The following is a 12914-nucleotide window of genomic DNA, read 5'->3' on the forward strand; positions in this document are numbered from 1 at the left end:
ATCCCTCAGGACCACGCTGAAGCAGCGGCCTGCCTCACACCAGCGGCACCAGCTTGCTCAGCACCAGCGTCACCCCCAGGCCGATCACGGCATCCGCGGTGGTCAGCAGGCTCCAGGTGCGCAGCGTTTCCTTTTCGGTCATGCCGCTGAGGCGGTTCACCACCCAGAAGCCGCTGTCGTTCATCCAGGAGCAGCACATCGCGCCAAAGCCGATGGAGGTGAAGAGATACACCGGGTGGCAGCCCAGCGGTGTGCTGGCCAGCATGGGCGCCATGATGGAGGAGGCCGTCAGCATCGCCACCGTGGCGGAGCCCTGCGCCACACGCACCACCGCCGCCACGATCCAGCCCAGCAAAATCAGATTGAGGCTGTAACCCTGCGCCAGCGTTTGCACCGCCTCGCCCACACCCGCGCTGCGCAGCGCCAGGCCAAAGGCGCCGCCCGCACTCGTGATGAGGATGATCATTCCCGCCGTCTCCAGCGGCGGGCCCACCAGCTCCTCCACCTTCTTCAGGCTCAGGCCGCGCTGCTTCGCCAGCACCCAGAGCGAGATCACCGCGCCGATGAACAATGCGATGTTCTTGTGCCCGATGAAGTCCACCCACGCGCGCGCGGCATTGAATCCGCCCTCGCCGCCCAGCGCATTCACCATCGCCACGCCCCAGCCCGCGCCCGTCGCCGCGCCTTTATGCGCCAGCTCAAACACCGTCGTCAGACTGATCAGAATGATCGGCAGCAGCACCGGCGTCATGCTCCAGAAAAAGCTCGGCAGCTCGCTCTCAGGCTTTCCGCTCACGCCCTGCAGATCATCCAGCGAGACACCGCCCGTGGCGCGCAGCGGCACATCCGTGCGGCGGTTCAGCCACTGGCTGAAAAGGAATCCAAACACGCAGGTGATCGCGCCGATGATCATGCCGCCAATGATCGACTCCCCCACGTTCAGGTGCAGGTCATCCACCACCGCCACCGGGCCCGGGTGCGGCACCGTCATGGAGTGCGTCACCGTGCCACCGCAGCACACCGCCATCAGGTACAGCGTGTAGTCCTTCCCCGTGCGCATGCGCAGCGCCATGGCCAGCGGCACCATCAGCATGAACATCGTGTCAAAAAAGATCGGTGCGCTGAGAATGAAAGTGCTCCACAGCAGCGCCCAGCCTGCATGCTTTTCGCCAAAGAACGCCAGGAAGCGGCGCACCACCTTGTCCGCGCCTCCGCTCTCCATCAGGCACATGCCAATGATCGCCGCCAGGGCGATGGAGATCGCGATGTCACGCGCCGTGTCGCCCAGCCCCTTGGACACCATCTCCACCACGCCCACCATGGAGGACATCGCCTTCACCTTGCCATCCTTCTGCACGATGTCCCACGAGTCCTTGTTTGCGAGCAGTCCCGCCAGCAGCGCCGCCAGGATCAGCGCCACAAACGCATGCATGCGCAGCTTGCTGATGCCAATGATGATGAAAGCCACGCTGACAGCGAGAACGACGAAGGGCCAGTAGCTGGCCGAGGTTGCGGCAAGAAGAAACATGGCCGCGATGCTGGCGGGAGGCAGTGAACACGTCAAGACATTCGACGGTGCACATCCCAATTCAGCTGCGGGAGCCAAAGCGGAACCCACCGCTCATCTCCACGCAGGCCGGAGATCCTCCCTCTTGTGAGCCTTTGCAGGGGCAGGGGGGCAATTCCTTGACATCCCGTCCAGCATGATGCCACACTTCATGTCATTCTATGAAGCGGCTCCTCATTGCAGTCACTCTGCTCGCCTTGGTTCTCACGGTGCTGGCCGGCATTGGATGGAAACGTGGAGAGGCATGTCCGCCTTTTGTGGGCTACGCCTGTTTTGATCTCACCCACGCTGAGAAGTCCGAAGATGTTGTCCGCTTCATCAAGCATGCGATTCACCGCTCAGGCGCCACAGATCATGTGCAAAAACGCTGGCCTGGAGCGCGCAGCGTTGACCAGGCGGAGGCCGCCTATCGTGCTTCCCTGCGCTATTCCATCTCCGGTCCCGCGGAGCGACGTCGGCTGGAGATTTGGTGCCTCGCAGCCATTGACATCACAGCCGTGGACGGCGCCTTTTTTCCCGGCCTCTTGTATGACGGGCCTCAGTTTGGCATCCTTAGCTTCAAGAGCGGTCCGGTGATCTCACAATGCACCCGCGCCACTCCATGGGAGCGCGTGCTGTTCGGGCTGGGCCTGTTTCCAGCAGGAGCACAGCTTCCTTGAAAACGCGGCGGCCACCCGCCTCCGAGGCCTGCTTTCTCTGAGCCGGATTCACCGGTGGACATCCCATTTGGGAACCGCTTCTTTCCGCCGCGCATGAAGAAGCCTGCCCTGCTCCGTTTGTCCTTTATCCTGCTTGTCCTTGTGGCAGGGGCATTTGGCATTTCGCGGCTGGATTTTGATGTGGACCCCCTCAGCCTCCTGCCGCAGGAGCTGCCCGGGCTGCAGGGCACGCGCCTCTTGAGGGAGCAGAAGCGCAACCTCCTGCTCATCGCCGTGCAGGCGGAGGACCCCGCCTTGGTGGAGGTCACGGCGGATGCGCTGGCGGAGCATCTCGCCGCACGGCCGGAGCTCTGCGCCAGTGTGCGCAGCAAATCCCTGCTGCAGTCTGATCCCGCCATCCTCGCGGAGGTGGTGGCCTATCTCTGGCTGAACGCCCCGCCGCAGGAAGTGGCGAAGCTCGCCGCCTCGCTCGATCCCGCTTCGCTCACCGCGCTGCTCGCCAGATCCAAAGAGACCGCCGGTTCCTCGCTGGATCTGCAAAACGCCACGCTCAGCGGTTACGATCCCCTTGGCCTCGCTCGCGGCGCCCTGGCACTCATGAGCAGTGGTGGTGGTGGTGACGACATGAGCAGCCTCATGGGCGATGAATTCAGCAACGCCGAGGGCACGCTGCGCCTGCTCTACGTCACGCCGCCGGGCCAGGCGCTGGCAGATTATCGCGCCGCCAATGCCTGGCTCACGCAGATCAAGAAAGCCGTGCGCGAAGAATGGCTGCCGCAGCAGAAGGAGCTCGCCGGCGTGAAGATCGGTTTCACGGGAGACCCCGCGTTTCAGGCGGAGATCGCCACCGGCATGGAAGGGGACATGCGGCAGTCCATCGGCGCCGTCACCTTCATCGTCGGCTTTCTCTTCTGGCTGCTGCACCGCAGCGTGAAGCCTCTCTTCTGGCTGCTGCTGGCCATCCTCTGCGCGAACCTGGTCACGCTTGGCACGGCCGGCGTCATCTATGGCTCGCTCAATGTCATGTCCATGGGCTTCGCCGCCATCCTCACCGGCTTGATCGAAGACTTCGGTGTCGTGGGTTTGCACGTAGCACGCGAGCACCCCGGCGAAGGCTTCCGCAGCATCTGCCGGCGTGCGCTGCCCAGCGTCACCTGGTCCGCCGTCAGCATCGCCGGCATCTTCGCCATGCTGGGGCTCAGCCAGCTTCCCGGAGTGGCGCAGCTCGGTGTGCTGTCCGCACTCGGTGTCATGATCGGCGCGGCGGTGATGATCTTCGGCTTTCTCCCGCTGGGCATGACCACCGGCAAACTCGAAGAGCACCATGGCACCACACGCCTCGCCATGCGCATGCAGGGCGTCATGGTCTGGCTGGTACTGCTCGCACTGACGGCCGCCACCGCCGTCATCGGCTGGAAGGGCCTGCCCAAGATGGACTTCGGCTCCGCGGTGCTGCGTCCTGACAAGAGCGAGGCCTTCGATGTCTTTGATGACATCGAGCAGCGCATGCTGAACACCAGCACCGAGCCGGGGCGCAATGTGCCGCTCGTCTTTGCCGCGCCGGATGCCGACGCCCTGCGCCAGAGCATCATCGCCACTCAAAAGCTGCTGAACCACCCTGATGTCGAGGCGCTGCTGCTGCCGCTCGCCCTGGTGCCGGATGCCGCTGCGCAAAAGGCCAATCTCCTCGCCCTGCAATCTCTCGCCGCTCGCGAAGACGCCTTCAAACGGGCCGTGGATGCCGCGGGCTTCACCGAAGTGGCATACGCCTTGACGCAAAAGGTCCTCAGGCAGTGGCAGGAATGGGCCAGCGCCAAAGCCACGCTGCCGCTGTGGCCCACGCCCGTCGTGCTCGAAAATCTCGGCGGTCTCGTGTCACAGCATGCAAAGCACGGTGTCATGGCCGTCGGCTCCCTGCGCCTCGCCCCGGGCCGCACCTTGGAAAACGCCGCCGTTCTGCATGAGGTGGAGAAGGTCCCCGGAGCTCATCCCGCCGGATGGGCCTTCCTGCGCACCTCCCTGGAGCCCCTGCTGAAACGCGAGATCCTGCGCGTCTGCGTGCCCACCGTCGTCATCGCCTGCCTCCTGTTTCTGCTCGTGTTTCACGGCTGGCGGGAGCGCGTGTTCGCCCTCTTCACGCTGGCGGCCAGCGGCTGGATCCTCCTGGGCGGCATGTCCGCCTGGGGTCTCACCTGGAATCTCATGAGCGTCGGCGCCGTGCCGCTCTGCCTCGGCCTCGGTCTCGACTTCACCATTCACGTGATGCACTCCCTGCGCGAACCCGCCATGACACGGGAGCGCGTGGCCTCGCTGGGCCGTTCGCTGGCCTACTGCGGGCTCAGCACCGGCCTGGGTTTCGGCGCGCTCGCCATGGGCAGCAACCGCGGCCTCATCACCCTTGGCATGACCGCCATGATCGGCGTGCTCACCGTGCTCATAACTGCCGCCTTCGCCCTGCCTTGGGTGTGGTTTCGGCGGAAGAAGGGCTGATCTTCACCGCCAGGGATATTCCCCGGGCTTGCGCTTGCGGGTCCACGGCCCAAACGCCGCCATCCCCGCCACCGCTGCGACAAGCATGACGCCCATGAACAGCATCTCCACGCTGCCGATGTCATGCAGCGGTTTGCTCAGCTCGCCAAAAAAGGTTCCCACTGCGGAGAAGAAATCCAAGACAGCCGTGAAGATCCGGATGAGCGTTTCCATGCCGCCAGCATGCGTGGCCGCAGCCCGGCGCTCAAAACCTGTGCGGTGACACTTCACTCACTGACTTTTCGGTCACTGACTTTTTGGTCACCTGACATTTCGGTCACTGGCGGTTTGGTCACATTCCACCCCGGCACCCCCTCCGCCCCACCCCCTGATTTTTCGCTGGCGTACCCGTCCTGACCGATTACTATCCCTGCTTCTCGCGAGAGATGGTGACCGTAGTTCAAAGGTAGAGCCCCAGATTGTGATTCTGGTTGTTGCGGGTTCGAATCCCGTCGGTCACCCCACTTTTTTCTTGGAGCCCAGCCGGACTTCCGGCTACTAGATGGGCACTCATGCAGTCGCTGGAACATGTCATCGGCCATAGCTTTCGCGATCCCGCGTTGCTCCAGCTCGCGCTCACGCACGGCAGCGTCGGCTACGAAAATCAGAACCAGCGCGCCCATTCCGACAACCAGCGGCTCGAGTTTCTGGGAGACGCCGTGCTGCAGCTCGCCCTCTCCCACCTGCTTTTTCATCGCCTGCCCCAGGCAGATGAAGGCGTGCTCACCCAGGCACGCGCCCAGCTCGTCTCCACCAGGGCCCTGGCCCGCATCGCCCGCCGCATCGGCCTCGGCGCTCATCTGCACCTGGGCCGCGGCGAAGAGGCCAACGGCGGCCGCGACCGCGAATCCACGCTTGCGGACGCCCTCGAAGCCGTCGCCGGTGCCATCCATCTCGACTCCGGCAGCGAGGCCGCCCACCAGTTTGCCGCCCGGCTGTTTGCCGAAGATCTGGAAGCCCTGAACCGCGGCCCGCTGGATGCCAATCCCAAGGGGCAGCTCCAGGAGCTCATTCAGGCCGTGGGCACGGAGCCTCCCTTGTACGGCATCGTCGGTGCCGAGGGGCCGGACCACGCCAAAAACTTCGTCGCCACCGTCTCCTGGCAGAGCACCGAGCTCGGCCGCGGCGCCGGCCGCAGCAAAAAAGACGCCGAAGTCCGCGCCGCCCAGGCAGCCCTGGAAAACCCGGCGCTGCACAGCCTGCTGCGAACAACTCGTGTACAACCTGATGAACAAAACCGCAGGTCATGAGAGCAACCCCGAATAATCCCACTTGTTCGGGCCCGCTCACAATTCCTGCCGAAAGCTTTCACACACAGCCTGCCCGTGGAACCCCTGATTTTCCAAGGCGGAACTCACTTGTTGGGCTTGTTCGCAGTACTTACGGATATGAGGAATTAAACAACCTCGTTCATCCCAATCATAAGAGCTGGGAACAACTGAGCAGATGAAGACCCATCCGTACGACAGACACTGCTGTCTGTCGGCCAGCGTTCTCCAACTCGCCCGTCTCACTCATACACCTGCCGCATCCGCCTGGCTCAAAGGTAAGGCGCTGGAAAAAAGGTGTTGAAGCAGAAGACCGGGCTGGGACCGTGCTCACCATGAGACCCATGATCTTCGCCATCTGCCTGGCATCGCTCTCTCTCCCAATCATGGCGAGTGACAAGGCGGCTCCATCCAAGGATGGCCGGCCGAAATGGGGGTTTCTGGGTGATGACGCTGACTTGCTGGGCACCGTCAAAGAAGCTGATGAGGCAATTCTCGCGTGTGTTTATCGCATCGAGTTTCAACACATCCAAGGGCCCTTCGCAATGGTCAACCTTCATGTGACCGTCGCCCGAACCTTCAAAGGCCGGCTGAAACCGAACGAGCGCATTGTCATCGCGTTCCCGATCGACACCTTGCCGCTGGATGCGGAAGGCCGGGACAAGCATCTCAAAGCCCTCAGTGACGCCGACCTTGGCAATCTGCGCTTCTGCTTCATCCGGCGCCCCGAGGGCGTTGACAAGCCCTATGAAGCCGAATGGCTGGAAGTTCCGAAGTTCACGAGCGAGATGAACGACTTCATGGAGGCATACCATCAGCGCTCCAACTCCAAATGACCGCGAACCTGGCCCATCCACTGCAGCGATTGGCAGATTCTTCTACTTCAGCGGCCAGAACACCGGCACCATCGCCAGAATCACAATGAGCATCACTGCCGTCAGCCCACCGCCCACCTTGATGAAATCCGCAAAGCGGTACTTCCCGGGGCCATAGACAAGAATGCAGCTCGGCTCAAACGGCGTCAGCATCGATGCCGAGGCGCTGAGCATCACGCCGATGGCAAAGGCGCGCTGATTCGCCCCCATGGAGGCAGCCGCCTGCAGCGCCACCGGCAGCACCACCAGCGCCGCGGCCGCGTTCGACATCGGCTGCGTCAGCAGAATCGTCAGCAGGCAGAAGCCGGTGAAGACGGCAAACACCCCCATCGGCTGCAGCCACCCCGTGATGAACTGCGCGATCATGCCCGAAGCGCCTGAGGTTTTCATGGCTTCACCAAAGGCCATCATGCCGCCGATCAGGATCAGCAGCCGCCAGTCGATGTTGGTGTACGCGTTCTCCAGTTTGATGCAGCGCGTCATCACCGCCATGATGGCCACCATCACAAACACGGCCGTGTCCGGGATCCAGTCAAAGCTGCTGGCGATCACCGCGAGCACAAAGGCCGCCAGCAGCCTGACACCACGCCTGCGCGCCTCCGCGCTGAACTGATGCTGCGTGATGACAATCATGTCGTTGCCCTCTTCAAACACACGGAAGCGGTCGCTCGGACCCTGCAGCAGCAGCACGTCGCCGGCGCGCAGTTTTTCATCCGCCATGTGGTGCATCAGGGAGCGGTCCCCGCGCATGAGCGCCAGTACGGAGAGCCCCGTGCGCTGGCGGAAGTTGTTTTCGCGCAGCGACCGGCCGACAAAGCCCGAACGCGGCGTGAGAACGACCTCCGCCACCTGGGCGTCGCGCATGTCGATGCCCGAGCTGCGCAGCGTCACGTCTTCGAGGATGTCCAGACCCTCGATCTTCTTCACGCGGATGAGGTTTTCCACCTTGCCTGCCACCAGCACCACATCACCCTCTTCAAAGCGGAGGTTCGGTCCGGCGTCCAGCGGCTGGTCCGCGCGGCGGATCTTCAGCACCTGAAACTCCATGGCGGAAAAGTCCGAATCATACGCGGCCTGGCCGATGATGGGAGAGTCCGGCAGCACTATCACCTCGGCCACGTAGTCGCGCATCGCATCGCCGGAAACGATCGCGGCCTTGTCACGCTCCGGCACCATCCGGCTGCCGATGAAAACCATGTACAGAATCCCCGTCAGCATGAGAACCAGGCCGATGCCGGTGAACTCAAACATGCGCAGCGGCTCCAGCCCCAGCTTCGAAATGGCCCCGCTCACTGCCACATTGGTGGACGTGCCGATCAGCGTGCACGTGCCGCCCATCAGCGAGGCAAAGGCCAGCGGCATCAGCAGGCGGGAGGGTGGGATGCGCAGCTTGCGCGAGAGGCCCATCACCGGTCCCACAAACACAGCGGTGACGGTGGTGTTGTTCATGAAGGCGGACACACCGCCCACCACGGCCATCATGAAGCCCATGAGCCTCTTCGGCTGGGTGCCAAAGGTCTGCGCCAGCACTCCGCCCATCATGTCCAGCACGCCCGTCTCACGCAGCGCCGCGCCGATCACAAAAATCGCCGCCAGCAGAATGATCACCCGGTCTCCAAATCCCGCAAACGCCCGGTCCGCCTTCAAAATGCCGGACATCACCAGCACGCACAGCAGCGAAAGCGTGACGATGTCCACGGAGACTTTCTCCGTGGCAAAGGCGATGACGGCTAAGACGAGCAGTCCGATGACGATCCAGGCTTCCATTGGGGCGGCACCTTTGGCGCAGAGAAATACACTGCTCAAGGAGCAAGCCGCGTAAACCACCGCCGCGTGCCCTTTTTGTGGAAGCAACCTGCCGCGGCCGGCGTTACTTCGCGCCCCCGTCATGCGTTTTTCCCTCACTTTTCTCGCCGCCCTCGCTTTCAGCCTCCCCACTTTCGCCGCGCCCCGCGCGGAGCACGTCTTCATCATCAGCATCGACGGTGGCAAGCCCGCGGTCATTGCGGAAAGCGAAGCGCCGGTGCTGAAAAAAATCGCCGCCGAAGGCGCGGTCTCCTGGCAGGCCAGCACCATTTTTCCCTCCATCACCCTGCCTTCCCACACCTCCATGCTCACCGGCGTGGGCCCGGACAAGCACCAGATCCTATGGAATGCCTTCACGCCGATCAAGGGCCCGGTGAAAGTACCCACGGTCTTCTCACTGCTCAAGGCCGCCGATGCCATGGCCGTCACCGGCATGTTTGTCGGCAAGATGAAATTCCGCCACCTCTGGCTGAAGGATTCCGTGGACGTTTTCGACTTCGGCGGCCCGCAGTCAGACGCCCCCGTGGCCGGCTCTCCGGAAATCGAAAAAGACAAAAAACCCTCCCAGACCGTGGCAAAGCAGGCCGCCGCATGGATCAAGGGAAAGAAGCCCCGTCTCGCCTTCATCCACTTCCCGGACGTGGACACCGCCGGCCACAAGGACGGCTGGGGCTCCCCTCAGCAGAAGGAGGCGCTCAAGGCGACAGACCAGGCCCTCGAGCAGGTCTGGCAGGCCATCAAGGACGCCGGCATCGCGGACAGCAGCGTCATGATCATCAGCGCCGACCATGGCGGGCACGACAAAACCCACGGCCTCAACATCCCCGACGACATGCTCATCCCCTGGGTCGTCTGGGGCAAAGGCGTGAAGAAAAACTTCACCATCACCCCGCCCGTCACCACCTACGACACCGCCGCCACCGCCCTCTGGCTGCTCGACGTCCCCGTGCCCCCTGAGTTCGACGGCAAGCCGGTCACGAGCGCCTTTGAGTAATCCGGCGACAAATAAAAATCTCCCGGCCCTTGCCAAACACAGGCCGTCTTCCTAACCTCGCGCCCAAATTTATTATGAGCCAAAAAACACCTGTGAACTGGGAACACCTGGAGGAGAAGCCGGAGTTTCGCTCCATGATGAAGCGGAAAAAGGCCTTCATCATTCCAGCGACGATCTTCTTCCTCATCTACTACCTCGCCCTTCCCGTGCTGGTGGGTTACTACCCCAAGGTGATGGAACAGAAAGTCTGGGGAGAGGTAAACGTCGCTTACGCCTTCGCGCTCTCACAGTTCTTCATGGCCTGGATCATGGCCTTCATCTACGTGCGCGTCGCCGCCAAGTGGGACAAGGCCGCCGCCGAAGTCATCCACGGCCATCATTGATGTCGTGACCCGTTGCAGCCCTCTGCTTTCACCTCCGCCCTCTTTTCTCCCCTTATGACTATCGCGCAGATCATGTTCACGGCCTTCGTCGGCCTGACGCTCCTCATCACCTTCTACGCCGCCAAGAAAAACACCGGCGCCAGCGCCTACTTCGCCGCGGGCCGCAGCATCACCGGCTGGCAGAACGGCCTCGCCGTCGCGGGCGACTACATGAGCGCCGCGTCCTTCCTCGGCATCTCCGGCATGATCTGCTTCTACGGCTATGACGGCTTCATGTACTCCGTGGGCTTCCTGGTCGCCTACATCACAGTGCTCCTCATCGTGGCCGAGCCCCTGCGCAATGCGGGCAAATACACCATGGCCGACCTCCTGGCCTACCGCCTCAAGCCGCGCCCCGTGCGCGCCCTGGCCTCCCTGAGCACCCTCACCGTTTCCACCATCTACATGATCGCCCAGATGGTCGGCGCGGGCGGCATCATCGAGCGCCTCATCAAGATCGAGTTCGCACCCGCCGTCATTGGCGTCGGCGTGCTCATGCTGGTCTATGTCGTCTTCGGCGGCATGCTCGCCACCACCTGGGTGCAGATCGTCAAGGCGCTTCTGCTCATGGCCGGCGCCCTTCTGCTGAGCTACATGGTGCTGAAGCATCACCACTTCAGCTTCGCCGAATTCTTCAGCTCCGTCGCCAAAGCCGACTACGGCGGCAGCGAATCAGTGCCTAAAAACCTGATGCAGCCCGGCCTGAAGTACGGCGTGGCCGCCGCCGGTCCCTGGGGTCCGCTGGACCTCATCTCCCTCTGCCTCGGCCTCGTGCTCGGCACCGCCGGCCTGCCGCACATCTTGGTGCGTTTCTACACCGTCCCGGACGCCAAGACCGCCCGCTCCAGCGTGGTGTGGGCCATGGCCATCATCGGCCTCTTCTACATCATGACGACCTTCTTCGGCTTCGGCGCCGCCACCATTCTTAAAAAGGAGCTCATCACCATCGGCACCAAACCGGACACGAACATGGTCGCGCCCATCCTCGCCAACCACATGGGCGGCGAGTTCTTCTTCGCCTTCATCAGCGCCGTCGCCTTCGCCACCATCCTCGCGGTGGTCGCCGGTCTCACCATGAGCGCCAGCGCCAGCTTCGCGCATGACTTCTATTCCAATGTGATCCACCACGGCAAAGAAAACCGCCCGGGCGAAGAAGTGAAAGTCGCCCGCATCACCGCCTTCTGCGTCGGTGCCGTCAGCATCGGCATCGCCATCTTCCTCGGCCCCAGCGTGAACACCGCCTTCCTCGTCGGCCTCGCCTTCGCCGTGGCCGCCAGCGCAAACCTGCCCGTGATCATCTTCAGCGTGTTCTGGAAGCGCTTCAATACCACCGGCGCCGTCGCCGGCCTCAGCATTGGCCTGCTCTCCTCCATCATCCTCATCCTCCTCAGCCCGAACGGCATCTTTGGCAAAGACGGCGCCATCTTCCCGCTGGAAAACCCCGGCATCGTCAGCATCCCCATCGGCTTCCTCGCCGCTTATCTCGGCACCATCTTCACCGCGCGTGATCTTGAAGCCGAGGCCAAATTCGCCGAGCTCACCGTCCGCGCCCACACCGGCCTCGGTGCGGAGAAAGCCACGTCGCACTAGGCGTCCGCCGCGCTCACAGCCCCACACTCCCCTGCATGATCCCCCCATCCGCAAAAACGGTGGTCGCCGTCAAGTAGCTCGCCCCCTCACCCGCCAGAAACGCCACAAGCCGCGCGATCTCTTCCGGCTCCGCCACCCGCCCCAGCGGGATCGCGGCATCCAGCTTCTTCAGCTGCGCCTCGTCATTCATCGTCGCCCGGTTGATCGGCGTCGCCACCGCGCCCGGTCCCACACCGACCACCAGAATCCCATGCGGCGCCAGCTCCACACCGGCCGTGCGCGTCAGCATGCGCATGCCGCCCTTGGAAAGGCAGTAGGCCGTATTCCCCGGCATCGGCCAGTCCTCATGCACGGAGCTGATGTTGATGATCCTCCCTCCGCCCCCCTGCCTGATCATCTGTCGCGCGGCCAGCTGCGTGCCAAAAAACGCGCTCTTCAAATTGATCGCCATCACCTCCTCATACTGCTCCTCCGTCGTGTCCAGAACAGACGTGCGCGTCTCCACCCCCGCATTGTTCACCAGGATGTCCACCCGCCCAAACGCCTCCACCGCCCCGGAAACCAGCCTCTCCAGATCACCGAGCTTGCTCACATCTGCCTGCACCTTCACCACGCCGCCGCCCAGTTCACGCACCCGGGCCTCGATCCTCTCCGCCGCTTCCGGGTGGGCGTGGTAGTTCAGCACGAGGTTCGCACCCTGACGCGCCAGCTCCAGCACCGTGGCGAGCCCGATCCCGCTGGTACCCCCTGTGACAATGGCGACCTTTCCTTGGAGGTTCATGGCGGCTGAATGAAAAAGAGCGCCTCTCTCACGAATCCAGTTTCAGCCACTGCCGTGCCGCCGCTTCCTCATCCGCATCGAAGAACTGGATCCGCGCCGTCGTGAAAGGCTTGCAGAAAGTCGCCATCCATTTTTCCCAGCGCTTGTCCCCCACCAGCGCCAGCCGTTCGATGTCCGCCAGATGCTTCAGGTCAAACCTGATGTCATCCCACAGCGCCGGCAGCTCCCAGCCATGGAAATTCACCATGATGAAAAGCACGCGCAGCTTGCCATGCAGCTTCAGCAGACGTTCAAATTCGGGCACAAAATGCTCATAGTCCGCATGCTCCAGCTTGCCCGTGATCCGGACCTCCATTTCCTTCCCTCCGTCGTTTTCTGTCACGTGAATGGCCATGATGATGTTTTCTCCTTCTAAAAAGGAAA

The 12914-nt window shown here is 62.9% G+C and carries 12 protein-coding genes and 1 tRNA gene; 8 read left to right on the top strand and 5 right to left on the bottom strand.

The features are described 5' to 3' along the window. Positions 1-34: 34 nt before the first annotated feature. Positions 35-1528 (bottom strand): GntP family permease, encoded by a 1494-nt coding sequence (locus ACILSQ_RS02890; protein WP_395742076.1) that lies wholly within the window; start codon positions 1526-1528, stop codon positions 35-37. A 200-nt stretch (positions 1529-1728) separates the two neighbouring features. Here ACILSQ_RS02890 and ACILSQ_RS02895 point away from each other — a divergent pair, with 200 nt between their 5' ends. Together ACILSQ_RS02895 and ACILSQ_RS02900 are read left to right on the top strand one after the other, a co-directional pair. Then, on the top strand, positions 1729-2226 hold the full coding sequence (locus ACILSQ_RS02895) for a hypothetical protein (RefSeq protein ID WP_395742077.1): 498 nt from the start codon (positions 1729-1731) through the stop codon (positions 2224-2226). Between the two features lie 93 nt (positions 2227-2319). Continuing rightward, the gene (locus ACILSQ_RS02900) at positions 2320-4716 is read left to right on the top strand and encodes an MMPL family transporter (RefSeq protein ID WP_395742078.1); all 2397 of its coding nucleotides are present in this window, start codon (positions 2320-2322) and stop codon (positions 4714-4716) included. 3 nt (positions 4717-4719) lie between these two features. On the opposite strand, the gene ACILSQ_RS02905 is transcribed toward ACILSQ_RS02900, so the two are convergent. Beyond that, positions 4720-4929 carry a hypothetical protein gene (locus ACILSQ_RS02905; protein ID WP_395742079.1) on the bottom strand — a complete coding sequence of 70 codons (210 nt, stop codon included), beginning with the start codon at positions 4927-4929 and terminating at the stop codon, positions 4720-4722. Between the two features lie 215 nt (positions 4930-5144). Here ACILSQ_RS02905 and ACILSQ_RS02910 point away from each other — a divergent pair. The 3 genes from ACILSQ_RS02910 (at position 5145) to ACILSQ_RS02920 (ending at position 6859) form a co-directional block, all read left to right on the top strand. After that, positions 5145-5219 (top strand) — tRNA-His (locus ACILSQ_RS02910). A gap of 48 nt (positions 5220-5267) precedes the next feature. Beyond that, positions 5268-6005: a ribonuclease III gene (gene rnc, locus ACILSQ_RS02915; protein WP_395742080.1), complete on the top strand. Its 738-nt coding sequence runs from the start codon at positions 5268-5270 to the stop codon at positions 6003-6005. Positions 6006-6367: 362 nt separating this feature from the next. Beyond that, on the top strand, positions 6368-6859 hold the full coding sequence (locus ACILSQ_RS02920) for a hypothetical protein (RefSeq protein ID WP_395742081.1): 492 nt from the start codon (positions 6368-6370) through the stop codon (positions 6857-6859). Positions 6860-6901: 42 nt separating this feature from the next. Here the strand turns inward: ACILSQ_RS02920 and ACILSQ_RS02925 are convergent, their stop codons facing one another. Then, positions 6902-8665 carry an SLC13 family permease gene (locus tag ACILSQ_RS02925; protein WP_395742082.1) on the bottom strand — a complete coding sequence of 588 codons (1764 nt, stop codon included), beginning with the start codon at positions 8663-8665 and terminating at the stop codon, positions 6902-6904. 121 nt (positions 8666-8786) lie between these two features. Here ACILSQ_RS02925 and ACILSQ_RS02930 point away from each other — a divergent pair, with 121 nt between their 5' ends. From ACILSQ_RS02930 to ACILSQ_RS02940, 3 genes are all read left to right on the top strand, one after another. After that, the gene (locus ACILSQ_RS02930; RefSeq protein ID WP_395742083.1) at positions 8787-9698 is read left to right on the top strand and encodes an alkaline phosphatase family protein; all 912 of its coding nucleotides are present in this window, start codon (positions 8787-8789) and stop codon (positions 9696-9698) included. Positions 9699-9772: 74 nt separating this feature from the next. Further along, positions 9773-10081 (top strand): DUF485 domain-containing protein, encoded by a 309-nt coding sequence (locus ACILSQ_RS02935; RefSeq protein ID WP_395742084.1) that lies wholly within the window; start codon positions 9773-9775, stop codon positions 10079-10081. Between the two features lie 54 nt (positions 10082-10135). Continuing rightward, entirely contained in the window at positions 10136-11710 is a 1575-nt protein-coding gene (locus ACILSQ_RS02940; protein WP_395742085.1) for a cation acetate symporter, read from the top strand. A 13-nt stretch (positions 11711-11723) separates the two neighbouring features. Here the strand turns inward: ACILSQ_RS02940 and ACILSQ_RS02945 are convergent, their stop codons facing one another. Further along, entirely contained in the window at positions 11724-12491 is a 768-nt protein-coding gene (locus ACILSQ_RS02945) for an SDR family NAD(P)-dependent oxidoreductase (protein WP_395742086.1), read from the bottom strand. 28 nt (positions 12492-12519) lie between these two features. After that, complete coding sequence (locus ACILSQ_RS02950) at positions 12520-12885, bottom strand: STAS/SEC14 domain-containing protein (RefSeq protein ID WP_395742087.1); 366 nt, start codon at positions 12883-12885, stop codon at positions 12520-12522. Between the last annotated feature and the right edge of the window lie 29 nt (positions 12886-12914).

This window comes from Prosthecobacter sp. (assembly GCF_044227185.1).
In the GTDB taxonomy this organism is placed as follows: Bacteria; Verrucomicrobiota; Verrucomicrobiia; order Verrucomicrobiales; family Verrucomicrobiaceae; genus Prosthecobacter.

Bases quoted from the DNA above. Each gene is read 5' to 3' on its own strand.
- ACILSQ_RS02905 (WP_395742079.1), bottom strand. From the start codon at position 4,929: ATGGAAACGCTCATCCGGATCTTCACGGCTGTCTTGGATTTCTTCTCC.
- rnc (WP_395742080.1), top strand. From the start codon at position 5,268: ATGCAGTCGCTGGAACATGTCATCGGCCATAGCTTTCGCGATCCCGCG.
- ACILSQ_RS02920 (WP_395742081.1), top strand. From the start codon at position 6,368: ATGATCTTCGCCATCTGCCTGGCATCGCTCTCTCTCCCAATCATGGCG.
- ACILSQ_RS02930 (WP_395742083.1), top strand. From the start codon at position 8,787: ATGCGTTTTTCCCTCACTTTTCTCGCCGCCCTCGCTTTCAGCCTCCCC.
- ACILSQ_RS02940 (WP_395742085.1), top strand. From the start codon at position 10,136: ATGACTATCGCGCAGATCATGTTCACGGCCTTCGTCGGCCTGACGCTC.
- ACILSQ_RS02945 (WP_395742086.1), bottom strand. From the start codon at position 12,491: ATGAACCTCCAAGGAAAGGTCGCCATTGTCACAGGGGGTACCAGCGGG.
- ACILSQ_RS02935 (WP_395742084.1), top strand. From the start codon at position 9,773: ATGAGCCAAAAAACACCTGTGAACTGGGAACACCTGGAGGAGAAGCCG.
- ACILSQ_RS02900 (WP_395742078.1), top strand. From the start codon at position 2,320: ATGAAGAAGCCTGCCCTGCTCCGTTTGTCCTTTATCCTGCTTGTCCTT.
- ACILSQ_RS02890 (WP_395742076.1), bottom strand. From the start codon at position 1,528: ATGTTTCTTCTTGCCGCAACCTCGGCCAGCTACTGGCCCTTCGTCGTT.
- ACILSQ_RS02925 (WP_395742082.1), bottom strand. From the start codon at position 8,665: ATGGAAGCCTGGATCGTCATCGGACTGCTCGTCTTAGCCGTCATCGCC.
- ACILSQ_RS02895 (WP_395742077.1), top strand. From the start codon at position 1,729: ATGAAGCGGCTCCTCATTGCAGTCACTCTGCTCGCCTTGGTTCTCACG.
- ACILSQ_RS02950 (WP_395742087.1), bottom strand. From the start codon at position 12,885: ATGGCCATTCACGTGACAGAAAACGACGGAGGGAAGGAAATGGAGGTC.